Annotated in this window: 19 protein-coding genes and 6 pseudogenes; 11 read left to right on the forward strand and 14 right to left on the reverse strand. The window is 37.1% G+C overall.

The features are described 5' to 3' along the window. Positions 1 to 14 precede the first annotated feature (14 nt). A complete protein-coding gene (sdx, locus tag YN1551_RS01610; protein ID WP_012714431.1) occupies positions 15 to 344 on the forward strand; it encodes a sulredoxin in 330 nt (109 codons plus the stop codon). On the opposite strand, the gene YN1551_RS01615 is transcribed toward sdx, so the two are convergent. The 3 genes from YN1551_RS01615 to YN1551_RS01625 all read right to left on the reverse strand — a co-directional run bounded on the left by YN1551_RS01615 (position 341) and on the right by YN1551_RS01625 (position 2642). Next, a complete protein-coding gene (locus YN1551_RS01615; RefSeq protein WP_012717068.1) occupies positions 341 to 1444 on the reverse strand; it encodes an NAD(P)/FAD-dependent oxidoreductase in 1104 nt (367 codons plus the stop codon). The genes sdx and YN1551_RS01615 overlap by 4 nt on opposite strands. Positions 1445 to 1512: 68 nt before the next feature. Next, a complete protein-coding gene (locus YN1551_RS01620) occupies positions 1513 to 1764 on the reverse strand; it encodes a hypothetical protein (protein WP_012712358.1) in 252 nt (83 codons plus the stop codon). Then, entirely contained in the window at positions 1761 to 2642 is an 882-nt protein-coding gene (locus YN1551_RS01625) for a sulfurtransferase (RefSeq protein ID WP_012712357.1), read from the reverse strand. Before YN1551_RS01625 ends, YN1551_RS01620 begins: the two co-directional genes overlap by 4 nt. 134 nt (positions 2643 to 2776) lie before the next feature. Here YN1551_RS01625 and YN1551_RS16460 point away from each other — a divergent pair. After that, positions 2777 to 2926: pseudogene (locus YN1551_RS16460) on the forward strand (IS5/IS1182 family transposase); the annotation flags it as partial. Between the two features lie 53 nt (positions 2927 to 2979). On the opposite strand, the gene cobA reads toward YN1551_RS16460, so the two are convergent. The 3 genes from cobA to YN1551_RS01640 are packed head-to-tail and all read right to left on the reverse strand — an operon-like array spanning position 2980 to position 6276. Beyond that, positions 2980 to 3672, reverse strand: a complete 693-nt coding sequence (gene cobA / locus YN1551_RS01630) for a uroporphyrinogen-III C-methyltransferase (RefSeq protein ID WP_048052265.1) — start codon at positions 3670 to 3672, stop codon at positions 2980 to 2982. Next, positions 3665 to 5560 carry a nitrite/sulfite reductase gene (locus tag YN1551_RS01635; protein ID WP_012717071.1) on the reverse strand — a complete coding sequence of 632 codons (1896 nt, stop codon included), beginning with the start codon at positions 5558 to 5560 and terminating at the stop codon, positions 3665 to 3667. Before YN1551_RS01635 ends, cobA begins: the two co-directional genes overlap by 8 nt. Next, positions 5557 to 6276, reverse strand: a complete 720-nt coding sequence (locus YN1551_RS01640) for a phosphoadenylyl-sulfate reductase (protein ID WP_012714426.1) — start codon at positions 6274 to 6276, stop codon at positions 5557 to 5559. Before YN1551_RS01640 ends, YN1551_RS01635 begins: the two co-directional genes overlap by 4 nt. Positions 6277 to 6376: 100 nt before the next feature. Here YN1551_RS01640 and sat point away from each other — a divergent pair, with 100 nt between their 5' ends. The 4 genes and pseudogenes from sat to YN1551_RS01660 all read left to right on the forward strand — a co-directional run bounded on the left by sat (position 6377) and on the right by YN1551_RS01660 (position 8984). Further along, a complete protein-coding gene (gene sat, locus YN1551_RS01645) occupies positions 6377 to 7597 on the forward strand; it encodes a sulfate adenylyltransferase (protein WP_012717072.1) in 1221 nt (406 codons plus the stop codon). 6 nt (positions 7598 to 7603) lie between these two features. Then, entirely contained in the window at positions 7604 to 7903 is a 300-nt protein-coding gene (locus tag YN1551_RS01650) for a DUF6955 family protein (RefSeq protein WP_012717073.1), read from the forward strand. A 17-nt stretch (positions 7904 to 7920) separates the two neighbouring features. Further along, a pseudogene (locus YN1551_RS01655) lies at positions 7921 to 8756 on the forward strand (sulfite exporter TauE/SafE family protein). A 36-nt stretch (positions 8757 to 8792) separates the two neighbouring features. Beyond that, the gene (locus tag YN1551_RS01660) at positions 8793 to 8984 is read left to right on the forward strand and encodes a hypothetical protein (RefSeq protein WP_012712350.1); all 192 of its coding nucleotides are present in this window, start codon (positions 8793 to 8795) and stop codon (positions 8982 to 8984) included. 7 nt (positions 8985 to 8991) lie between these two features. Here YN1551_RS01660 and YN1551_RS01665 read toward each other — a convergent pair whose 3' ends face one another. From YN1551_RS01665 to YN1551_RS01695, 7 genes and pseudogenes are all read right to left on the reverse strand, one after another. Continuing rightward, positions 8992 to 9906: an SLAC1 family transporter gene (locus YN1551_RS01665; RefSeq protein WP_012717074.1), complete on the reverse strand. Its 915-nt coding sequence runs from the start codon at positions 9904 to 9906 to the stop codon at positions 8992 to 8994. 490 nt (positions 9907 to 10396) lie between these two features. Beyond that, a pseudogene (locus tag YN1551_RS01670) lies at positions 10397 to 11935 on the reverse strand (hydantoinase B/oxoprolinase family protein). Further along, positions 11932 to 13806, reverse strand: a pseudogene (locus YN1551_RS01675) (hydantoinase/oxoprolinase family protein); the annotation flags it as partial. The pseudogenes YN1551_RS01675 and YN1551_RS01670, both read right to left, overlap by 4 nt. 10 nt (positions 13807 to 13816) lie before the next feature. Next, entirely contained in the window at positions 13817 to 15034 is a 1218-nt protein-coding gene (locus tag YN1551_RS01680) for an RNA-guided endonuclease InsQ/TnpB family protein (RefSeq protein ID WP_012717076.1), read from the reverse strand. Continuing rightward, positions 15018 to 15659 (reverse strand): IS607-like element ISC1913 family transposase, encoded by a 642-nt coding sequence (locus tag YN1551_RS01685; RefSeq protein ID WP_012717077.1) that lies wholly within the window; start codon positions 15657 to 15659, stop codon positions 15018 to 15020. Before YN1551_RS01685 ends, YN1551_RS01680 begins: the two co-directional genes overlap by 17 nt. Positions 15660 to 15792: 133 nt before the next feature. Continuing rightward, positions 15793 to 16056 carry a Rieske (2Fe-2S) protein gene (locus YN1551_RS01690; protein ID WP_012714419.1) on the reverse strand — a complete coding sequence of 88 codons (264 nt, stop codon included), beginning with the start codon at positions 16054 to 16056 and terminating at the stop codon, positions 15793 to 15795. Between the two features lie 520 nt (positions 16057 to 16576). After that, on the reverse strand, positions 16577 to 17437 hold the full coding sequence (locus YN1551_RS01695; RefSeq protein ID WP_012717078.1) for a fumarylacetoacetate hydrolase family protein: 861 nt from the start codon (positions 17435 to 17437) through the stop codon (positions 16577 to 16579). Positions 17438 to 17540: 103 nt separating this feature from the next. Between YN1551_RS01695 and YN1551_RS01700 the strand changes: the two genes are divergently transcribed. The 3 genes and pseudogenes from YN1551_RS01700 (at position 17541) to YN1551_RS01715 (ending at position 22008) form a co-directional block, all read left to right on the forward strand. Then, positions 17541 to 19598, forward strand: a complete 2058-nt coding sequence (locus tag YN1551_RS01700; protein WP_012717079.1) for a xanthine dehydrogenase family protein molybdopterin-binding subunit — start codon at positions 17541 to 17543, stop codon at positions 19596 to 19598. 319 nt (positions 19599 to 19917) lie between these two features. Further along, positions 19918 to 20863 (forward strand): annotated as a pseudogene (locus YN1551_RS01705) (IS110 family RNA-guided transposase). A gap of 332 nt (positions 20864 to 21195) precedes the next feature. Next, on the forward strand, positions 21196 to 22008 hold the full coding sequence (locus YN1551_RS01715) for a PD-(D/E)XK nuclease family protein (protein WP_012717080.1): 813 nt from the start codon (positions 21196 to 21198) through the stop codon (positions 22006 to 22008). A 161-nt stretch (positions 22009 to 22169) separates the two neighbouring features. Here the strand turns inward: YN1551_RS01715 and YN1551_RS01720 are convergent. Then, positions 22170 to 23200: pseudogene (locus YN1551_RS01720) on the reverse strand (ISH3 family transposase). A 305-nt stretch (positions 23201 to 23505) separates the two neighbouring features. On the opposite strand from YN1551_RS01720, the gene YN1551_RS01725 reads away from it, so the two are divergent. Together YN1551_RS01725 and YN1551_RS01730 are read left to right on the forward strand one after the other, a co-directional pair. Continuing rightward, the gene (locus YN1551_RS01725; RefSeq protein ID WP_009990964.1) at positions 23506 to 23739 is read left to right on the forward strand and encodes an AbrB/MazE/SpoVT family DNA-binding domain-containing protein; all 234 of its coding nucleotides are present in this window, start codon (positions 23506 to 23508) and stop codon (positions 23737 to 23739) included. Further along, the gene (locus YN1551_RS01730) at positions 23724 to 24161 is read left to right on the forward strand and encodes a PIN domain-containing protein (RefSeq protein ID WP_012717081.1); all 438 of its coding nucleotides are present in this window, start codon (positions 23724 to 23726) and stop codon (positions 24159 to 24161) included. Before YN1551_RS01725 ends, YN1551_RS01730 begins: the two co-directional genes overlap by 16 nt. Positions 24162 to 24353 lie beyond the last annotated feature (192 nt).

Consider the following 24353-nt stretch of genomic DNA (forward strand, 5'->3'; position numbering starts at 1 on the left):
TTTATATTAGACTTATGGTCTGGAAAAGAACTATATCCGCAAAAGCCTTAGAAAAAGCGAAAAGTGCAGCAGTTAAGGTAGAAGATAAAGTTGTTTTTATAGCTAATATTAAGGGAGTGTTATACGCTATGGATGCAGTGTGTTCACACGCAAGGTGTATTTTAGGTCAACTAGATGAAGAGAAACTTACTGTAAAGTGTTATTGTCATCATGCATTGTTTGATTTAAGGAGTGGTCAAATGCTAGAACCACCATATGTTGCCCCAGATGCGCCAAAGGAAAAATTAGGATTAAAAACGTATCAAATAAGAGATAATGGCGGTTGGATAGAAGTGGATATTTAATTCTTCCTAACAGATTCGACTAAAGGCTTTAGGACAAAGTCGACTCCACCGCTTAAACTGGCCCAATATAAGCTAGTGAACGCTTTTTTCATATAACGATAAATTGATGTAGGTCCTAAGGCCTTGCTCTTCTCGTAGTTTAACCAAACTAACATACCTTCATTTGGTCCAGAGTAAACTGCACACATTGCAGTACCATCGTAACTCTCTTTACTCCTATTTCCCTCTATCTCAGCTAGTATATTATTTACAACAACCTCAGCTTGAAAGTGGGCAGCAGCACCAGTTTTAGGTGTCGGGGTATTATTAGCATCACCGACCACGAAGACGCCATCCCTATAAACTAAAGTGCTCTTATCAACTGGAATTAATCCAGACTTATCTGCAAATTCTGGAAAATTCGTTGAGATTGGCGTATCTATAATCAAGTGATCAAAATTGATCTTATCTCCCTCAGTTGATACCACGTATCTCTCGTTATGGTTCACTTCTTCTATCACAAATCCTTTATATACTTTTATTCCTAACTCGTTAGCCTTCTTATTAAACATGTTTGACATTGGAACTTGTAATGGTGGTGGTTGTTTAGCTGGGACTATTACACTGACATTAGCATCTGGATATTTTCTCTTCATCAAAAATGATAATTCCCATGGTGCAGCTGGACACTTTATTATTCCCGGAAGAGACCCAATAACGAAGTTTTTTCCTCTTGGATTTAAAACCTCATTCCTAATTACTTTAGAGTCATCAATTCCATGATAGCCTTTTAAGTTATATATGTCTTTATTTTGACCTCCAATTGCTATTACTAAGTAATCGCCCTCATATGTTTTTCCGTCCTCAGCTACTACAGCCCTATCTTCTGGTATTATTTTGGTAGCTTTAGCCCTTACCCATTCTACAGATGGTTTTAATAATAATCTAGTAGGCATTTGTATTTTAGTCTCATCTACCTCCCCAGTAATATAATCCACTAATCCAGGTTGATAAGTGTGATATTCATTTGGCTCTATTACTGTAATTTCTAATTTTCCCGCTAACAGATTTGCTATTAACGTTCCTGCATTTCCCCCTCCTACTACGACTAATCTTTTCATGAGTAAATACTGTTAATGGTATAATTTAAACTTTCTGTAGAAAAAAGTTTTTATAAAAAATATTAAACTTATGTACAATCCCTTAATACTTCTAGCTTTAAAAAATTATCCTCCTTCCCCTTTTCCTCAATTTTCATTTTAAGGTCATTAATTTTTAGAATGTATTTTAAGCTTAGCAGCCAATCATAGTCATTAATTAAAATTTCAACACCTTCATCGCACTCCTTAATTTTCATAATAACCTCTAGCATTATCGATAATGGACTTCTAGATCCACAAGATTCTAATTTATCTAATTTAACTTTTTCTATGATCTTCATGGTTCAGTTCCTTTCTTAACTGGAGCTCCTACAATGTTTCCCCATTCTGCCCAAGAGCCATCATATACTCTAACAGCTGGATATCCCAGAAGGTATTTTAGAACGAACCAAGTATGGGAAGCCCTCTCTCCTATTCTACAATACGTAATTATCTCCTTTTCTGGAGTTATACCAGCACTCTCAACTAATCTTCTCAACTCCTCTATAGACTTGAACTCACCAGTATCTGGGTTAACAGCTTGAGCCCATGGAAAACTTACAGCACCGGGTATATGCCCACCTACTTGAGTTTGTTCATCAGCGTATTCTGGAGGAGCTCTAATTTCACCAGTGTACTCTTTGGGAGACCTAACGTCAACTAGTATGGTAGTTCTCCCCACTTCACCCTTGGTTATCTTCTGAAGAACTTCCCAGAAGAAAGCCCTATGGCTACCCCAATCTACCTTCTTAACCTTATAACTGCCTTTAGGATATTGAGGTTCTTTTGCCCCTTGTTCTGTAGGTAAATTCTCCTTAGCCCATTTAGTCCTCCCGCCATTTAAAATTCTGACATCATCATGGCCGTAAGACTTAAACAACCAAAAGGCATAAACTGCAAACCAGTTATTATAATCACCATATAGCACTATAGTAGTGTTATTACTTATTCCCTTTGACTCCATTAACTTCTCAAACTGACTAGGTTCTATGAAGTCCCTTAAGACCGGGTGTCTTAAGTCTTCCCTCCACCTTACTAGAACTGCTCCAGGAATATGCCATACATTATAAGCCGTATTTGGATCATAGTCTACTTCCACGATTCTAACCTTCTGATCTTTTAAATGATCTAACACCCACTTATTGTCTACTATTACTTGTTGTTCTTGTACTTGACTCATTTACACTCCCTAAATTATTCCTATTCCCCGTACGTTATATATCTATTGATATGTGCAAATTTGGCATTTAACTGCTTTGTGGGTTACTTCAGAATTATACAAAAATTTATAAATAATTATACCGAGTATTACTCATGGGAAAGAGTAAGTACAAGAGGGATTGGAGCAAGTACGACGAGAACGTTATAACTAGATACGAGCTAATGTTCCCCTTCTACGTCTTCCAACACTGGTGGGAATTACTAGCAGAAGAGAATAGGAATGCCAAGAAAACCTACAAGGCGGCATTTAACGCAAAATTTAAAAATAAGAATAATAGGGTTTCTAAACACATATATCAACTAGATTTCCATAAAATACATCTCAATTTAACAACATCTCCTAAAACCAGCATGGAGGGAGTAGCTAAATTACCAATTTTAGTTAATTCCCTCAAGTTGATAACGTTTACTTTCTGGTCAAAATAAGTTCCTCTTTGTATAACTGCAACCTCTTCAGAAGGATCCCTCTTTGTCATTAGCTCTTTACTTACCTCCTCTAATCTTTTACCGCCCATTAAAACTACTAAAGTCCCATCAGCTGGAATTTTTTCAAAGTCAAAGAGCCTACCACCTTTTGTAACAGCACTTATAACTGTTATCATATCAGAGATACCGTTGAAAGTAAGCGGTATTCCAGCATATGCTGGAACTGAGTTAACTGATGAAACTCCCGGTACCACTTCACACTCTATGCCATCTTTAATTAACTCTTGGCAAATTTTCCCTCCCCTTCCAAACACGTAAGGATCTCCATTTTTTAACCTTATTACTAGTTTATTTTCCAAAGCGTACCTCCTCAGTAACTCAATTTCAATATCGTCACTACTAAGTAGTATAACGCTACAAGATGGCTTAGCGTAACTAATTAGCTCTCTAGATACTAACTTATCGTAAACTATTACATCAGCCATTTGTAAGTATTTAATACCCTTTAACGTTATTAGTTCAGGGTCTCCTGGACCAGCACCTACTAAAACTACCTTACCTATACCTATTCACCTCTTCCAAACGCTTTCTCAACAAGTCGTGATATTCCCTATAACCCTCGATCTTTTTATTAAACTTATGAGGTCTCATTAGGTCTCTAGTCTTCTCATGGCTCTTTAACCATTCAATTATCTTCCTATTACCTATTACTCTGAATACTTTTCCTGGTTCCTCACTTATATCCTTATTTCTCTCGTATAATTCAAACAACGCTTCAGTCACGTCTGCTAATCTATTGGCTGGAACTTGATATAGGTAAATTACATTTTCATCCCAGTCAATTAGCGGCTCTCCCAAATTACCGTTTCCTCCACCTATCTTTAACATATAGAGCTCATATCCACTACCAATCCAACTAATGGGATGAACGGCTGGTCTCGAACATTGAGCGACACATCCCGATAGTCCTATTGAAACTGGAATATCTTTCCATCCTCTTCTCTCCAACTCGTCAATTAGACTCGGAAGGAATCTTTCGGAATCTGTAAATGATAATTTACATGTTGGAAATCCTACACATGCAATCGAATTCGTTCTTAAATTCGAGTAAGGTTTTCCATCTCTAAAGCCATAGTTGAAATCCCTTAGTGTTTTCTCAATTTCCTCCCTCTGATCATCGTCTATTTCCGTAATTAATAAGTGCTGACCTGGAGTTATGTAAAACGTTAAATTATGGAAATTATCCGCAATGTATCTGATCATACTCTTTACCTTACCGTTTTTTCCATCTATTAGTCTACCGTCTTCAACGAAAACACCATAAGCCCACTCGCTATTACCTAAGTCTATCCATCCCAAGTGTAAGTCACTATGATCTAAGTTTACATTCACTATTTTACATAATCGAATTCCTGAATATTCCCATACTTTTTCCCTTACCCACTCTAATCCCATTTTATATACAACGTACTTAAACCTAGCCCAATGCCTATTCTTCCTATCTCCCCATTGCTCGTGTAGTCTCACAATTGCATCCAATACTCTCAATAACTCCTTATCTTTAGATACAGTCCCAATTGGAAGTCCGAGGGCTGAAAAAGTGGGATAGGAGTTATTTTCACCCATTGATCCACCAACGTATATCTGATAACCTATTACCTTTTCCCCTTCTATTAGAGGGACTATGCCTATATCGTTAGCTCGAACCTCAACGCAATTGTCAATTATGTACTTTCCGTCAATTGTCCTCATTACTCCAGCTATTCCAATCTTAAACTTTCTGGGTAGAAGATTATCAGCATATTTGAAGGATTCTTCATTATTAAATTGCCTTTCTTCAGAAAGAGGTATTTCAAAAACTTGAAGATACAGCTCTGAAGGTAATCTAAAGTAGTCAGCAATTTTTCTAGCGAGCGTATTTGAGTCGAAAATCCAAAACTTGGAAAGTGGACAAGCTATCGTATTCCTTAAATTATCCCCACAGCCATTTATGGTAAGAAAGCCAGATTCTGCAATCTCCCTTATAAGGTTAGGCAAATCCTTTTTCTTTACATGGTGAAATTGAATAGCTTGTCTCGTGGTTAGTTTCAGAGAAGGTAAAGGATATCCAGTATATGCATCTGATATGGTATACTTATTTGAAACATCATCTAAAATTCTCCATTGGTCAAGTCTTATTGGACCTCCTCCTGGAATCGGTAACCTTACCATGTAGATCCAGTCTTTTATTGCGTTTGATTTCATCTTATCCCTATTGAATTCCATATAAATTCCAAAACTTTTAGCTATCAAAGATACTTCCTTCTCGAGGTCGTCCCTAGTAAAATCATGAAATGATGAATATATCCCTATGGTATCCTCAGTTAATCCCTTCGTTTTCAGCTTTACTCTCTCTTCCTCACTGTAATCCTTAGGATCTGTTCTAAAATTGGGCTCTATGGGAATCCTCACTTCACCCCTCTATAGTGAAGTCCACACTCCTTGTCACTATTCTGCTCCCACCACCATCTACCAGCTCTTGGATGCTCCCACGGTTTTACTGGTCTAGTACATGGTACGCATCCTATGCTCTTATAACCCTTATCGTAAAGTTTATTGTAGGGCACGTTGTTTTTCTTTATGTATTCCCATACTTGTTCCCATGTCCAGTCAGCCAAGGGGTTTAACTTAACTATACCTCCATTAACCTCATCTATTTCTATCTTCTTAATTCCCCCTCTCGTGAAATTTTGTTCTCTTCTTAGCCCAGTTATCCAAGCCTGCATTCCCTCTAATGCTCTTCTAAGGGGGAGAACTTTCCTCACTTCGCAGCATGCTTTTCTAAGTTCAACACTTCTATAAAATAGATTTATTCCGTGTTTATTGACTAGAGCTTCTACCTCTTTATAGTCTGGAAAATATATCCTTAAATCAGTGTTATATTTTTTGTTTATCTCCTCTATTAACTCATAACTCTCTTGATGAAGTCTACCAGTATCTATTATGAAAACCTTTGGTTTTTCAACTACCTTACTTAACATATCCAGTATTACTAAATCTTCAGCCTGAAGACTGCATGCTAAGACTATTTTAGGATGAAATTTCTCAATTCCCCATTTCAACACTTCTAATGGTTCCTTATCTTCAAACCATTTGTTTAGAGAGTCTAACTCCTCTTTGCTAAGCATCAGAATAACCAAGTAAAGATTAATACTTTAGTGTTTCGATATGTGCAAAATTTGCACAAATAGCTAAATATATAAGCTTACCCTTAACAGGATTAAGACTGTGAATCTAATAGGGCACGGCAAGGTTGAGATAGTTGAGAGAATAAGAAGGATTTCAGACTTTGAAGAACTGCAAAAAATTGAAGTGAAGAGACAGTTAGCCCATGAGATAGTAAGTATAGCTTATGGTTTTTTATCTCCACTAAAGGGTTTCATGAACTATGAGGAAGTGGATTCTGTAGTGGAAAACATGAGATTACCAAACGACGTATTATGGCCAATACCAATAATGTTCGATTATAGCCAAAATGAAATTGTCAAGGAGGGGGATACTATAGGGATAACTTATTTAGGAAAACCATTGGCAGTCATGGAAGTAAAGGAGATCTTCAAATACGATAAGGTGAAATTGGCTGAGAAGGTCTATAAGACTAGAGATATTAAGCATCCTGGAGTGAAAAGAACATTAAGCTACGCAGATGCGTTCTTAGCGGGAGATGTTTGGCTTATTAGGGAACCACAGTTTACTTCACCATACTCCGAATTCTGGTTAACTCCTAGAATGCATAGAGTAATTTTTGAAAAGAAGGGTTGGAAAAAAATAGTTGCATTCCAGACTAGGAACGTTCCCCATACTGGTCATGAATACTTAATGAAGTTTGCTTGGTTTGCAGCGAATGAGAATCAGAAGGTTCATGAACCTAGGACAGGTATCCTAGTAAATGTTGTCATTGGGGAGAAGAGAATAGGTGACTACATAGATGAGGCAATTCTTTTAACTCATGAGGCATTATCTAAATACGGTTACATAAGTAAGAAAGTGCATTTACTTTCATTTACTTTATGGGATATGAGGTATGCTGGACCTAGAGAAGCTTTGCTTCACGCTATAATTAGGAGTAATTTAGGATGTACCCATCATGTCTTTGGTAGGGATCATGCGGGGGTTGGGAATTATTATTCACCTTATGAGGCACATCAAATATTTGACAACATCAATGAAGACGACTTGTTAATAAAGCCGATATTCTTAAGGGAAAACTATTACTGCCCAATATGTGGTAGTATAGAAAACGAAATACTTTGTGATCACAAGGATGAGAAACAAGAGTTTAGTGGCAGTTTGATAAGGAGTATAGTATTAGATGAGGTAAAGCCAACTAAGATGGTAATGAGGCCAGAAGTATATGAGGTTTTAATGAAAGCGGCAAAGCAATATGGGTTCGGGAGTCCTTTCGTGACTGAAGAATACCTAGAGAAGAGACAGAGTATAGTAGGGTGAATGGTAATGAAAATATACATTTGGCTTAGTGAGGAAATGAGTAGAAAATTGGAGGAATTAGAATTGAATTACGCAAGGGAGGTATTGGGAGGGATGAAGCGTATAGAAATAGATGTGGAACAAGAGATAGTAGAAGAAATAGTTAAGCTGTTTCCTAACGCGAAAGTAGATTCTTCAACTACAAAATCAATTGAGCTTCTGCCTAGGAGTTTCAAAAATGAGATATTGAGGATAATCGTGGAAAAGAGAATTGAACCGAAGAAAGCCCTAATGGAAGCCATAAAAAGATTAAATGGTGATATTTAACGTCAGATTTAACTTATTTGTCAGTGATTCTTTTCATTGCCTCTATACCTTCTGGTGCATTTGCATATGGATTTTCGGCCACTGTAACACCGCTATTACTCATAAGGTATACTAATAGACAAATCTCCCCAATACTGAATTTTATAGAAATATTTCAAAATGCTGCTAATGTTATGTTAAATTTTAGGAACTACACTAAAAAATCTCTAATAATCACCATCTACGGAATACCTGGAATAGCTATAGGCTCTTTACTTGGGGCTTATCTTTTGAAAATTTCGGTAAATGACGCACTGCTAAAGGTGATTGTGTATAGCGTATTGATACCATTAATCCTACTGCAAGCTTCTGGTTTTAGAAAGGAGATAAGTTTAGATAAGTGGAAAAAGGTCGGATATTTAGTAACCTTTCCAGTAGGTATGGAGTATCGAAAATAAGTGGACCACCTTTAGCCCTAATAATAAACAATCAAGGGTTGACAAAAGAAGAGTTTAAGTTTGCTATTTCTGCACTTAGGGTTGCAGAGAGTATTACAACGTTTAGTGGTTACCTTACATTAGGAGTGTTTAGTTCTCAAGTTCTTTATTATGTAGCTATCACTTCTCCAGCCGTAATAACAGGGATGGCAATAGGAGTAGTCACGGCAAGGATAATTAAACGAAAGGAGGATTTCAGAAGACTTGTTATGAGTTTTGATAGTTGGGTAAGTGGATATGGACTTTCGTTTAACTTAGGTAAAGTTATTGGCTATGATGTATTATACTGGCCCATGATTGTAGTAATTGCTATTGACTTATACCTTATATCAAAGTACATAGTTAAAAGAAAGAAGATTGTTAGGGAGATTGATTAAATCGCTTTTATAAGGCCTTGAATCTAAATTAATTATGTGGAAAAGCCCGACTTTGAGGAAATATTATACATAGTCTCTGGAGTTATATTTCTCGCTTCCTTAGGTGTCGGACTTGTTATTGTAGGAGATTACGTAATAGGAGATATAATGTTATTTCTCTCAATTTTGTGGGCATTGAGTATATTTCTCTTCATGAGATATGTGGAAAGAAAAGACAGTGAGGAATAGATACTAGTTATCTTGTTACTGAAAATATTGTAAAAGAAAGGAATAGTATAAATAAGGAAAAGGCCGAAAGCAATACAGAAAAGGAAACATCGTATAAGATAGGTAAAACGATAAGGTGTTCCCTTATGAGGCTAAATGTGTCAGTTGAGAAAACAGCTTGTGGAAAGATTACTGACCATAGAGATGGATGATATCTTATAATTTTGACAGAAATTAATTTCAATATGCTTACCAATATTACTATGGGTAAGAGAAATAATGCTAAGTAGTAGAAAACCAAGCTTACTAATTTAGAAAAAGGGGTGATTGCAAAAGAGATAAGTGCAGATAATCCCATTTGGATCCACGTAGCTCCATTTATAATCCCAATTATATCTCTTTTTGTAGTCATAATGCTCTTCAGTATGAGAGCAGTTATTGTAAAGTATATTAAAATACCTATGCTTGCAAATATTAGCGACAATAGAGTTATGTAACTTCTTAGGCCGATTGAAAGAAGTGTGATTGCAACTCCTAGTAAGTGATGTTTAAACGTTACTTGTTTAAGTGACACAAACACCTTATATGCAATTACGAAATAAAAGATTGATAATATCATAAGGGGAATGAAATAGAATGGAGAAGGGTAAGATAAACGTAACCTAGTAATGAGTAAGGTAAGACCTGAAATTATTGAGATAAGGTCAACCATTTCGTATTTCAATCTTTTTAGATTAAGAATGAAGAAAGAAGTTAGGAGGATTAAAAATACTAGGGCAATCCAAAATGAGATTAATGAGAGTAGGGTTAATTTACCTAAATATGATGCTATCGATATTCCGGCAATACCCATAAGCATTGTGAAACATATTGGCTGTCCTAGAATGTCAGTGAGATTCATACAAATAATTGATAGTTTAATGATAAAAAGATTTATCGCCACTAACAAATTGATATAATTATAATTAAGAGTATACTCTATTTTACTGATCTCCTCCCTACCTTGAACGGTAGACTCAAAATCGCTTAATTAAATGTAATAATAGGAAATTAATAAATGTTTACTATCTTATATGTGACAAAATATATCGAAAGGGTGATTCTATCTAAATTTTTGTGAAGCTAAAGTATTTCTTTCCCGTTTTCCTAATATCTATAAGAAAATATGAAAAATTATGTAAATTATACTACTGCTTCTTAAGTTATACATTAACACTGGAATATTTAATAACATTTTCACTTTAAATTTCTGTGATTATTAAGAAATTGTAAACTTTAACTGCTTAACTATTATGATATTTAGGTATAGATTATTTCTGAGAATAGATTTTGGGATTACTGTTTATGGCGGTATTAAAGTTAGACTCATCAAAGATTTATTCTTAACAAATGTAAATTGTTTATCCACTAGAAACTAAAAACTACAAAAATATTTAACCCTTACCATAATATCCTCCGCCACCTGGAGTTTCAATTATCACCTCATCACCTTTATTCAAAATTGTTGAAAACTTACTAGGTATTTTCTCCTTTCTACCATCAACCCTTATTATTGTAACCCTTGCAGGCTTACCGTTCCTACCACCCTTCAAACCCCAAGGGGCAATCTTAAATCTCTCCGCGATAATTGATAGTCTAGTCTTTTCCAGAATCTTAAATGCCCTAATTATACCATCACCACCCTTATACTTGCCATCACCACCACTACCTTCCCTTATTCGATACGTAGTAAACATTATTGGATAATACCTCTCAGCAATTTCAATGGGAGTATTCAAAGTATTAGTCATGTTAACTTGAACAGCTGAAACACCTTCCTTATTTGGCCTCGCCCCAGTACCGCCATCTATTGTCTCATAGTAAGCCCAATATTTACCCCTATAAATTCCACCCATCATAATATTCATCATAGTACCAGAACCAGCAGCGGGAACGTCGATAAGGTGAGATAAAGCCTTAAAGGTAACATCGGCAATTCTCTGTGAAGTCTCTACGTTTCCACCACCAACTGCTGCTGGCTTATTGGGATTAACTATAGTACCCTTAGGCGCATCAACATTAATTAGACTGTAAAAGCCCTCATTAATAGGAAAGGATATTCCTATTAATGACCTTATGACAAAACTAATAGCCGAAAACGTAACTCCATATACTGCATTTAAAGGTCCCTCAATCTGGGTATCAGTTCCAGCAAAATTAGCGTAAACACCATTCTGATCAATCTTTACCTTTAGCCTTATTTTCTTTAGCTCATCACCTATTTCCAAATAATCTTCATCCTCACCAACACCCTTACCCCATTTTGAAATTTCAGATAACGCCAATTTTTTCCCATACTCCATCGAGATCTTCCACGCATTAAGAACGTTCTCGTAACCGTACTTATCAAACATTTGCTTAATTCTAGCTATACCATTGAGGTTCACTGAAATTTGGGCGTTCAGATCGCCTATTGATACCTCGGGTACCTTGAAGTTATGCTTAATTATATTAATAATCTCATTATTTATCTGCCCTTTCCTCATCAACCTCACTGGGGGTATTACAAAACTCACCTCGTAAATTGTCGTTGCCTATGGATTTAAACTACCTGGCATTGGTCCACCTACATCAACGTGATGTGCCTTATTTACAACATATCCTATTAGCTTACCATTATAGTAAACTGGGGCTAAAACCATTATGTCATTCAGATGAGTACCAGATATATAAGGATCATTTAAAATAACCATATCACTCTCTTCTATTTCGCCTATCAAATTTAATGTGTTTTTAACTCCAATGCTAAAAGAGCCTAGGTGAACTGGTATGTGTTCAGCTTGGGCTATAATATTACCCTCGACATCCGTTATTGCACAACTATGATCCATCCTCTCCCTAATGTTTGGTGACATGGCTGATCTCTTTAGCATAACGCCCATTTCCTCTGCAATGAACTCAGAGGCTTTGTGAATTATTTCCCAACTTGTCATTCTCTCACCAATATTATTGAATCATCTATAATTGCATTCCAACCATCCTTTATAACTGTAGTCGAGCTGTATTCCTCAATTATTGCTGGCCCCCTTATTCTAAAGCCTTTAGATAACTTCTCCCTAACATAGACGTCGACATTTACCCAATCGTCATCAATTATGACTTTCCTAACCTCCCTTGGCTTATCACAATTTCCAAATGTTACCTTTATTTTAGGTAATGGTCTCTTCTTGATAGCGAAAACCCTTATTGTAACAATCTCTATCTCCCTATCATTCATCACGAAACCATAAGTCGCTAGGTGCTTCTCCTCAAACACTTTCCTAATCTCATGAACGTTATTTACTGGAATTGTTAACTCCCATCCTTGTCCCTCATATCTCGCATCTGCAAGTCTCAAGAAGTAGTCGACGTTCCCCTTCAACTTATCATATAGCTCCTTTTCCAATCGCTTAAATTCACTCTCTAAGTCTTTAGGATATGATTTCCTAACTTCAAAACGCCAATCAGCTAGTAATAATCCTAAAGCACTGAATAATCCTGGATGAGGTGATATTATAACCTTACCTATCCCCACCTCCTCAGCCAAATATAATGCATGTTGCGGACCAGCACCTCCAAAGGCTATTAAGGAGAAGTTTGATGGGTCTAATCCCCTCTCCACTGTAACTAACCTTATTGCTCTAGCCATCTCCAAGTTTATCAATTCTAAAGCATTCTTACTTACCTCATATGGATCGCCTAATCTACTCATCCCCTTTATTGCACTCTCTTTATCTAACTTTAGATTACCACCAATGAGCTCTGTCCCCAATCTTCCTAAAATCAGATTTGAATCAGCTATTGTAGGCCTATTTCCTCCCTTTCCGTAGGAAATTGGTCCAGGATCAGCACCAGCACTTATAGGTCCAACTTTTAAAGCATTAGCCTCGTCCCTCCATATTATCGTACCCCCACCAGCAGATACTTCGGCCAAATCAACAAATGGGAATCTTACTGGATACCCGCTACCCTTAACTATCCTTCCGTAGTTTACTTCCCCTCCAACTTCATACTCAGTGGTCATTTCAAAATTACCATTAATTATAACGCCAGCCTTAGCGGTAGTACCCCCCATGTCAAAGCTTATAAAACGCTCATTAGGCAAGAAGCTAGCCGAAGCTATTACACCAGCTGCTGGTCCGGATTCAATTAGCTGTACTGGCTTCTCAGACGCTTCTTTAATATCTACTAATCCTCCAGAACTTGACATAATATAGAAGTTTTCAGTTGGTAAAGAGGCTTGTAATTTCTCAAGATATGCAGATACTAATGGCATTAGCACTGCATTAACTACTGTAGTAGAAGTCCTCTCGTATTCTCTAGGTTCTGGTGCTATTTTTGAGGAGATTGAGATGTATTTGAAGTACTTCTTTAACACATTTTCAGTAATTAGCTCATTTTTTGGATTAAGATAAGAGTGCAGATAACTTACTGCAATCGGTATTACATTTTCGTCTAAAAGTTTTTTAGAAATACTCTCTATTTCGTCTGGATTCACCTCCTTTATTATATTCCCTTCAGCGTTGATCCTCTCGTCAATCTCAAATCTTAAACTTCTGAGGACCAATTGTCTTGGCTTCTCAAAATGTAAATCATAAAGCCTAGGCCTATTCTGTCTACCTATTTCGATAATATCCTTGAATCCTTTTGTAACGAGTAAGGCAGTCTTTGAGATGGTCAGGTTTTCCTGCCCTAATAATGTATTTGTTGCAAGTGTCGTGGCGTGAGCTATCTCATTTACGTTGCAGTTTAAAGTGCTTATTACATCTTTAATGACTTGTCCAGGGTCTTTAGGGTTAGTTAGGACTTTTATTGTCTTAATTTCCCGTTTGTCCCTACACTTTCATTTCAATCATTTTATGTTCATTCATGATCGAGTGTAGGGACTTAGCCCTCAACCACTTACTTACTGTAGGTGGGTCATGGGACTCCTTCGAGCCCAACGGCACGGGGCTCACATCTCCAGCCCTCTTCGCTAAGTTGTACAGTGCAACTACATCCCTATGCCACTTTTCCTTCCCCTTCTCACAAACACCAACCCTTGGGGCATGGCCCCCATCGAGTTGGTAAACGATCTTCGCCCCATGAACTGGGCAAACAGTGGAAGTATAAGATGGGTTAACTAAGACCACGGGGACACCAAACTCCCTAGCCTTCTCAATAATAGCGTTCTTCATTGAGGAAAATGCAGATCTATAAATCCTCAACCTAAGTTGTTTATCCTTCACGTCCTTTATCATATGCTCCGGAGTTCTCCTAGGCAAGTCCTCTAAAACTATGACACTCCTACTTTCAAAAGCCTCTTTAACGATCAGCTTGGCTAATTTCCTCCTAATGTCTACTTTCTTATCCCTCTCCCTCAGCCTCTTTAACTTCCTCCTCACTTCCCTATCCTTAGTTGACTTACCAGTGATTGTCAACTTCCTCCTATACTCATACCCCAGAGTAATTTTCTTAGTGTTAGTCTCTAAAAGCATCGGTTTTCCATCAACTAATACAGAGACTGAATTCTCATTTAGATCAACTGGGATGAAACCCTTAGGTTCATAAGGTTTAACATCCTTCTTAAAAATGACGTAGAACTCTACAACATTTCCCTTCATCAGCCTAAACCTGGCCTCACTCGCAATCAACCAACCCTTATTATAATATCTCCAGAAGATCTTAGGGAAGGTTGGTGAAATGAGAATCCTACTCCTCTTTGTGGAAATTGAAATCCTATCAAGGTTGAACTTCCACAGATGATCGTCGAGGTGAATAGTAACTCTCCTCACAGACGGTTTCTCAGTGTAACTTTTACCTCTCTTCTTCAACTTCTCAAAACTGTCTAATCTCTCGCTTGCATCCTCACAAGCTGTGTAGATGTAGTGTGAGGGTAAGTCCTTATGTTTCTCCCTCTCAGTCTTGTAAACTCCAGCTTTAATCCTGGTGAAGGAGGTAGTCTTGTTTGACAGCCCATAATTTATTGCCTCCTCTAGAACCTCTCTGTACTCCTTCTCGACCTCCTTAAGTGCTGAGTATGTAGAATAGTCAACCCTAACCCTTAACTTCACTGTCCTCTCCACTCAACTCACCTATTAACTTTTTTACGCCTTGAACTAGGAGTGTTTTCTTGTGACTCCTCATTCCGTAAATTTTCCCTGCGAATGAGGTAATGATGTAGATTAAGTCCTCAACTAGCTCTTGTGCGTCATCTTTGGGCTCCTCACCGAAAACTACTTCAATCTTAACTCCCATGGTTGAGAAGAACTCCTCAATGTACTCAAATCCAAATCTTGTTAACCTATCTTTGTAGGTTATTAATACGATGTCGACACTCCTTCCCTCAACAAGTTTGAATAACTTAAGCAATCCTTTCCTTTGTGTGTTCAACCCGCTTGCAATATCTTTCAGTACTTCAACTACCTTGTAACCTTTTGCCGTTGCGTAGTTCGTTAGGTAGTTTATTTGTCTTTCCAAGTCTTCTCTCTGATCGGTAGAGGAGACCCTTGCGTAAATTACAGCCCTCGTCTCTTCCCTCCTTTCTAAGTACTTCTTTATCTCGCTGTAAGGTATCCTATACTTCCCTCCTTCAGTCGTTACCACCTTTATTTTTCCTTCTCTAATCCACCGTAGGAGTGTTGAGTATGAAATGCTGAGTAGTTGGCAAGCCTCCTTAGGTCTCAGTAGTCTCTCCACAAGATTAGTTGATAATAAATAAATATAAAAAGATTTCTGTTAACGTGAGAAAGGATTCACCCCTCACTGGATAGGACTATGAAATCAGTAAACGTCCCACCAATATCTATTGCCACTTTACACTCCATATTTATCAACCCTTTGTTTTGGGTATAAATGGCTTATCAAACAATACCTCACCGTTTATTAATCTAGCTCTTATAAGTTTGCAATTAGGTGAACAAGGTGTTTTGGATTCTGGCGGTTTTATGAGTTCACCGGTTATGAGTGAGAAGACTACTAGATGAAATGGACAAATTATATTATCTCCCTCAATTTTGTATCCAATATCAGTTATTGGTTTTTGCTTATGAGGACGTCCAACAAAGTAAGTGGACTCTTTTCCATCTTTTTTCATAAATCATTATCGGATAGCCGTTGATTTCAATTACCTTATGCATATAAGGGAGAATTGTTAACAAGGAATAAGTTGTCCAATAAGGTTAGTATTTCAATTACAATAGCGCTGTAAAAGCGTTAAATAACATTGGAAATAGAGATTTCTGATAAGTATAAGGAATTAACTAGAAGGATAATAGCTTTAAGAAGATTTGGAATAGAACCATAAAGTATTAACTGAAATTGAACAGATACCTCCATTAACCTAATTTATACTTCGAAGTCATGAAAGAGGATTCCTAAAAATAATATAAACGTCGATGAGGTGATATAGAAAGAAGTTCCAAAGTCTTTTTATTAAATATAATAGAAGAGCTTGAGTATACGGGACAGAATGTGAAGATCTGTCCCTCATTTATAGTTGATGACACTTGAAATCCTTAAATATAAGATGTACAACCTCTTAATCTGGATCAATTCATTATCATAATATAATATTTAAGATTTCCCTGAAAAATTAGGATACTGAAATACTAATTTTATTGGTAAATTTTTATGGGATTCTCTAACCTACCTATCTTCTCGACTTCAGCTACCATTAATGCATATTCAATTGGCTTTAGGGTAAACTCGGAAGCGTCAGAAACGTTAGTATAACCAATACTTCCAGTCGATACAACACTAAACGGGGGAATTGTAACGATTTTAGAAAGCTCTACTAATATTTCTTCTATAGAGAATATAAATTCACTTGAATATCCATCTTGTACTAATTCGCCATTGTAATAACTTCTCATCCTTAAGGAGTTAACATCGCCTATCTCCTCCTCGGTTACAATATATGGTCCCATTGGGGCAAAAGTATCTCTAACTTTATTCCTAAAATGAGTACCTCTCATTAATAACTTCTTAACATTACCATCTGTAGGATCTCTTCGCATAGCATAATACGAATCCTCCTTTAGGCCTGGAGGATAAGTTATATCATTAAATACTGTATATCCTAAGATATATTTCTTAACATCACTTCTATTTATGTCTTTCATTTTTAATCTAGTAATAATACCAATTTCTACCTCAGGTCTTATAGCATCCGGGGGCGATATAATAGGTTGTCTATGAGCAATTGCCACAGTAGGGAGTTTAATGAAAAATTTCGGACTTTTCACCATTTCCCTAGCCTCATTTTTGTTATTAACTCCAACCATTTTTGGAGAATTTACTAATGTGCATATTATTGCTAACGGTTGTATCGGAATATCTAAATTTATTTCATTTAATTTATAAGAATTTCCTCTTTCCTTATCCTCACCAATTTCAGAAACCTCATAGACGTAGTTTCCTTCAACTACGCCTATCTTCCTAAGGTTACCTACGTAAAATGAAACATATTTAGCCATATATTCTCATTACTAGTAGAGGTAGATATGTGTTTAATCAAACTAGTTTTATCGCACTAGTTTTAGGAAAAACTATTAAGCAGTAAACGATAATGTTCTAGCAATGATAAAAGAAGATCTTCCGAAAATAAGTGGAAAAGGAATGTATATTGATGACCTTAACCCTATGAATACAGTTTACTTAGGTATAGTTAGATCACCCATAGCCAGAGGTATTATAAAGAGTATATCAAAACCAGAAAAAGCTCTGCTCACTCTAACATGGGAAGATGCGAAGATTTACATGCCAGTAAGAGCTGACCCAGAGACACTAAAGCAATCCAATATAGTGAAAATGCCTATACTTGCTGATGGTAAAGTAAATTTCGTTGGACAGCCAGTCTTAGCCTATGTAGTAGAAGACAGATACGAGATTGAGGACATTACAGATGAGGTATCAATAGAATACGAGGAACTTAAACCAATTATTAACATAGAAAAGGCTATGAACAGTAATGATGAGATACATTCTGGGGCTAAAAGAAACATCTCTGTAGATAAACTGTTAGAAGGAGGGGAATTATCTGCTAAGAAAAGAGCAGAAATTATAGTGAGTAGAAAGATAAACCAAACTAGGATAATTTCAAATCCTATGGAGCCTAAAGGGATTATAGCATTCTGGGATGGAGAGCATTTAAACATATATGGCTCATTCCAATCCTCTTTTAGGGTAAAGAATGATTTAAGGGAAGCCCTAAACTTACCACCAGAAAAAATTAGAGTATATTCTCCGCAAAACGTTGGAGGAGGATTTGGAAATAAAGTACCAGCTCATCCTGAGTATGTAATAGCTTCTATGGCGTCCATGAAATTAGGCAGACCAGTAAAGTGGATAGAGACTAGATATGAGCACTTAAAAAATCCTACTGTTGGAAGAGGAGTTCTCTCTGATATCAAAATGTATGCTACTAAACAAGGTGAAATACTAGGAATAGAAGGTTATATAGCTGTAGATTTAGGTGCGTATAATTATACATTAAATCCTACCACCCCAGCATTCATAGCTCAATTACTTACCGGACCCTATAAAATGAAGTTTGCGTCAATAAGAGCTTACGGAATATTCACAAACTTGCCTCCCACTGGTCCCTACAGGGGTGCTGGTAGACCAGAGGCTGCGTTAATTCATGAGACCCTTGTTGAGGATTTGGCTAATGAATTAGGTATGGATCCTGTTGAGATTAGGAGGAAGAATTTGATCGGTGATAATGGTTATGTTACGCCTTTAGGCGTTAAGATTGATCCTGCTGGTTATAATCAAGTGTTGAATGAGGCTGAGAAGTATTATAGGAAAGCTAGGGAGGTTTACAAGGGTAAGGGAGTATCAATAACAGTATTTACAGATATTGTAAGATTATCTCCGGGAGAAGGTGCAAGAGTGAGAATAGAGAATGGAAAAATTAAGATCTTTGTGGGGACAGGGCCACATGGTCAGGCTCATGGTTATACTTTTTCGAAATTAGCTTCAGAGATATTGGGAGTTCCTCAAGATTTGATTGAAGTAATTACTAACACAACTGATGGAGTAAAAGAAGGAATAGGGAGTTTCGGTTCTAGAAGTGCAACTGCAGGAGGTTCAGCAGTTATCGAAGCTTGCAAGCAATTATTGAGTAAAATTAATATGCCTATAGAGAAAGCGCTAAAGGAGATAAATGGTGTAGAGGCCGAGGTATTCTATAAGTCAGATGATATATTTTCTCCTGGTTCTCATGTGGCGGTTGTTGACGTAGATAAAGATACTGGGTTCGTTAAGGTCCTTGAATACTATGCTGTAGATGACGTAGGTAGAACATTGATAAAAGAAGAAGTTGAAGGTCAAATTATTGGTGGGGTATTACAAGGCATTTCACAAGTATTATGGGAGCACGCGCCGTATGATGAAAATGGAAATCCACTATTCTCGTCAATTGCAGACTGTGGAGTTCCCACTGCTGTCGAAGCGAATTATAAGATTTATGTCAATGAGGTTGAATATCCATCTGTAACATCTGCTAAAAGCAGAGGAATAGGAGAAGCAGGTACTACTGGTGCTTTACCTGCTGTGTTTCTGGCCCTAGAGAAAATTACACATAAAAAGTTCAATAAAACTCCAATATATCCTTGGGATATTATAGAACAATGAGATCTTGTTTTTTGTCTTATTAAAATTTATATTTAAAAAATAAACTACTTTACAAAGTAATGGTTAAGGAGTGGAAAACTTCACCCAAGGAGATGGATAGCCTCTTATATTTAAATAATCCTTTTTTCTGAAATTCTTTTAGTGATGTTAATGATGCTCCTTATATAAAACATATTAGTCAGATCTGAGTAATACAGATCTGACTGGGGTGTAGGCCGTTGACTTCCTTGGGCTTAAAGCTCGACGGGGAGCTTGGCCTCCTCCAATTCGAACCGGAAGTTGGGCAAAAAGCCCGAATAAAACATAAGGGTGAGTATAATTGGAGGCCCCAGTCGCAGGAATAGATGTATCAAAAGATAAATTAATCATGTATTTTCAAGGTAAACTCTACGAGTTTACTAATGATAAGCGAGGTTATGAGGAGATAAGGAAGATCTTACCTAAGGATTGCAAAGTGGGTATTGAGAGTACTGGAGTTTACCACGTTAACCTAGCAAAGTACTTGATGGGTGAGTATGATGTTAGGATCATTAATCCCTTTATTCTCAAGAAGTTCAAGGGTTTTAGGGGTAAGAAGAGTGATAAGAATGATGCTAAAAAGCTTGCGGAATTAGTTGTAAGTATGGGTAGTGGGTTTACAACAAGTGATGCTAGGGAGTTGACTAGCCAGTGGGATTTTGTTACTAGGAGTATTGCTAGGGTTAAGAATAGGTTGAGGAGGGATTTGGTACTTTTAGGCTATAGGGATAGTTTGTCTAAGAAAAACTTGGAGGAGGTTTTGAGGGGTGGGGATAGTATTGTCTTGGCTGAGGTTTCTTTTGGAGGAGCTTGAGAGGCTTAAAACTAGGAAGAGGGAGATTGAGAAGGAGCTTGAGAATGTTGTTTCCAAGGATAGTTTGATTTTCACTATTCCCGGTATTGGTAAAACCTTGGGTTGTATTATTTTGGCTAGGGTTGGTGATGTTAGGCGCTTTAGTGATAAGAAGAGGTTTGTTGCTTATTGTGGTCTCGATCCTCTTGTTGAGTCTAGTGGTAAGAGTGTTGTCTCAAGGGGTATATCCAAGAGGGGTGATGCTGTTTTGAGGAGGGCTTTTTACTTGGCAGCTTTGACTGCCATCAAGGTTAATCCTGTTATCAAGCGTTTTTATGAGGAGCACAAGGGTAGGCTTAGGGGTAAGAAGTTGATTGTTGCGTGTGCTAGAAAGTTGGCTGTTATTACTTGGGCTGTGCTGTATTATAATAAGCCCTTTGATGCTAGTGAGTAAAGCAGGTTTCATCACTTGCGTAAGTAGTGTGGACTATGCTCGATTTTTCATGGAAAGGTTTTTATACCGGAAGCTCCCCAGCTCGATTGAGGGCTTAATGAGACTGAGGGAGGAGCAAAAAGTATCATTTTCCCTTTCACGGGATCCAGACAACGTGGATGATGGATCCCCTCAGTTATGGCTTTCTGTCTACCCCGACTACCCACCAAATGAGATCGTGAATCGATGTTGGGAACAATGAACCCCTCATGGAGGAACCTATATGAGGCGGTGAGGACTCAGTTAAAAGCCTCTTAAGTTAGATTTAAATTATTATAAGAGTAATTTAATATGTGAGTTTAGAAGAAGAAATTAAAAAAGTACTGCTTAATAATCCATCGATATTAGTGGACGTTCTAACTGCTAAACCAGAGATAGTTTATCAGGTTTTAGCTAGGATAACTCCATGGCAAAACCTGGCTACTAAGCAAGATATTGAAAGACTAGATAGGACTATAAATGAAATTAAGAACACGATGGCTACTAAGCAAGATATTGAAAGACTAGACAAGGAGATTGAGGAAACCAAGAAAATAATGGCTACTAAGCAAGAGTTGGAGGAAATTAAGAACGTGATGGCCACAAAAGAAGACTTGAAGGGAATGGCCACTAAGGAGGATCTAAAGACCATGGCCACAAAAGAAGACTTGAAGGGAATGGCCACTAAGGAGGATCTAAAGACCATGGCCACAAAAGAAGACTTGAAGAGATTAGAAACTATTATTACCGGTCTTGGGGCTAGATGGGGAATTATGAATGAGGATTCCTTTAGGCAAGGAATTGGTGAGCTTTTGAGTAATAGTGGTTGGAAGGTTTCTAGGGAAGTGCTTTATGATAGGAGTGGATATGTTTATGATGAGCCTTCTGATGTTGAATATGATATTGTAATTAAAGACGGTAGTGTTATATTGGTTGAAATCACTTCCTCTTTAAAAAGAGGGGACTTACCAACAATAAAGAGGAAGAAGGAGTTCTATGAAAAAGTTAAGAATATTAAGGTTAATTTAGTTTATGTTGTAACACCATTTATTCACGATAGGTATCCTGAAAGAGTTAAGGCAATGGCTAAGGATATGGGGATAGAAATAATATACCCCTCAAGCTGATCAAGTAGTGTAGACTAGGCTCGATTTTCTTTAGAATGGTTTTTATATCGGATGCTTTGTGGCGTTCAGTGATAAATCTTTCGGTTGAACTTCAAGCATAGTGTCAACTAACATTGCCACGTGGGTCCTTTCAACCCACGTGGTTTACGGTAGACCCAAAATCACCTCCTTAAAAATAAATCTATAGTGTAAATAAGTGTTTCAATTACATTAAATGTAAAATTCTCTGGATTGAATAAATCAGGAAATAAAAGAATTAATAATAATCTAAACTCCTCTCTCCCCACCTCCCCCTTGAATATGGTATATAAGGAGTAGAGTACAAGGGCCAGCACGAAGATCAACGTGCGAAAAACAAACTTAGTAGAACCAGTAAATGGAAGAAAAGCCTTAATGTTCCTATAAGAGGTCTCTATGGGACCCCTTACCTTATTATACAAATCCAACACTTCCCTCTTGGATAGGTCTAGATTAGTAGCCCTAGCAAAATAAACAAGACTCTTTCTCCTCACTTTTTCCTTGCTGTACACGAGAAACCTGAACTTGACCTGCTCATCCCTCCTATGCCTCTTACTATTAGTTGTGTAATCCCCGTCAAACTCCTCATACACCTTAACATCCCCAGCCGGGACAGCAACTATATACTTAAACTGTGAAATGAAATTGAGCACATCAACAGTGTAGAAACCAGCGTCAAGAGTTATCAACCTTATCTTGAATCCCATTGCCATTACTTGCTCCACAAGAACCTTCACTATCTCGTCCTTAGTCATACCGTTCACTTGTAGGCAAGTAAAAGTACTTTCCCCTTATACTTGGTTGTTGCGTAGTTCCACGAGTTTCCTTTTTCAGAGCTCCCTTTCACTGGTTTCCCATGCCACGTCTTGGTTGTCCAGTCTATTGAAAGATCTATCTCCTTTACCCCCTTTAATATCTCCAAGGATATTTTCCTAGCTCTTTCCAATAGCTTTTCAATCACTTCCATCCCTTGTTTCTCTACGTAATTCCTCACGTTCTGTGGGGATACGTCATACGCTCTGGACTTGTTCTCTACAGAGTCGTTCCACAAACACGCGGAGATGAGAGTTTTCGCTACCTTCTCTACCTTTTCCCCTTGGAAGTTCAGCATGGAAAGTAATTTATATCCTATTTGTTGAATGTTATTTTGGTGAGGGAGGCTTGGTGTTACCATCTTCCTATCTCACGTGGTAATACTCCATCTCCCTCACCTTAAACCCTTTCTTCAATTGAATTCTTTATACTCTTATAAATTTCTTTATCTTTTATAAATTCGATATTATCCTACCAGAAATATTTTTTCTAATATAATTTTAGGTCTACCGCTCTACACTTTAAATAATTATCCTAAACCATTTAAACCATACTGTTATGCCTCTTAAGGTACGTATTCCTCTCTATTAGTGAGGCTTTACCCTTTTATTACTTCTATTGTATGAAAGGGGTTAAACTTATTAGTTTAACTTATGAGTTAAAATTATGGAAGTTAGGGTAAAGGTTAATAAGAAGGGTATTATAGTAGTTCCTAAGGCGATAAGAGAAGAGGTCAGAATTAATGAGGGCGATATTGTTAAGATGAGAGTAGAGGGAGGTAAGATAATTATTGAGAAAATAGATCTATGGGATAAGGTGTGGAAATGTTGTAAGGGGTCTACCGAAGATGCTGAAAGGGAATTAGATGAGGAGGAAGAGGAATTTTGGAAAAGAGCATAATAGTTGATACTTATGCTATCTTGGCAATGGCATATGGTGAGTTAACGAAGAGGGGAGAGGAGGTTATGGCTGGTATAAGGAGCGGTTTATATGAGGGGGTAATTCCTTCTACCGTAGTTTTTGAATTTATTGTGTATTGGCTTAGGAGTAGAATTCCCTCCCTTAAGTCCATAGATGAAGCCAGAACATTTCTTTTCACTTATTTCAAGGTTAATGAGTTGACTTCTGACGATTTTATTGACAGTGCTAAAATTAAGAAGGAGGGTGATGACATCTTGGCAAAGGAAATAAATGGAAGAAGGTTAAGCATAGTTGACTCTACAATAATTCATTTAGCTAAGAAATTAGGTGTAGGAATAATAACTGGAGATAAAGATCTCACTCTAGTTGCGAGGAAGTTAGGGATAGAAATTATTTGGTAATTTTTTGTACTTTGTCAGATTTTAAAGGGCAAGATTTATATTCTATAAGTAATACTAACTTATTCCAAAATCCCACATGCTAAGATGTTACGCAAAATGCTATCCTATAATTGCACTCATTAACGCTTTCAGTGCTTTATGGATTTCTTCAATTTTCATCAATTCTAACGTTAAACATTCCTTTAATCTAAC

Origin of the sequence: Sulfolobus islandicus Y.N.15.51 (genome assembly GCF_000022485.1) — an archaeon.
Taxonomy (GTDB): Archaea; Thermoproteota; Thermoprotei_A; order Sulfolobales; family Sulfolobaceae; genus Saccharolobus; species Saccharolobus islandicus.

Bases quoted from the DNA above. Each gene is read 5' to 3' on its own strand.
- YN1551_RS01620 (WP_012712358.1), bottom strand. From the start codon at position 1,764: ATGAAGATCATAGAAAAAGTTAAATTAGATAAATTAGAATCTTGTGGA.
- sdx (WP_012714431.1), top strand. From the start codon at position 15: ATGGTCTGGAAAAGAACTATATCCGCAAAAGCCTTAGAAAAAGCGAAA.
- YN1551_RS01725 (WP_009990964.1), top strand. From the start codon at position 23,506: ATGGAAGTTAGGGTAAAGGTTAATAAGAAGGGTATTATAGTAGTTCCT.
- YN1551_RS01700 (WP_012717079.1), top strand. From the start codon at position 17,541: ATGATAAAAGAAGATCTTCCGAAAATAAGTGGAAAAGGAATGTATATT.
- YN1551_RS01695 (WP_012717078.1), bottom strand. From the start codon at position 17,437: ATGGCTAAATATGTTTCATTTTACGTAGGTAACCTTAGGAAGATAGGC.
- YN1551_RS01625 (WP_012712357.1), bottom strand. From the start codon at position 2,642: ATGAGTCAAGTACAAGAACAACAAGTAATAGTAGACAATAAGTGGGTG.
- YN1551_RS01615 (WP_012717068.1), bottom strand. From the start codon at position 1,444: ATGAAAAGATTAGTCGTAGTAGGAGGGGGAAATGCAGGAACGTTAATA.
- YN1551_RS01690 (WP_012714419.1), bottom strand. From the start codon at position 16,056: ATGAAAAAAGATGGAAAAGAGTCCACTTACTTTGTTGGACGTCCTCAT.
- YN1551_RS01640 (WP_012714426.1), bottom strand. From the start codon at position 6,276: ATGCTTAGCAAAGAGGAGTTAGACTCTCTAAACAAATGGTTTGAAGAT.
- YN1551_RS01650 (WP_012717073.1), top strand. From the start codon at position 7,604: ATGAAAATATACATTTGGCTTAGTGAGGAAATGAGTAGAAAATTGGAG.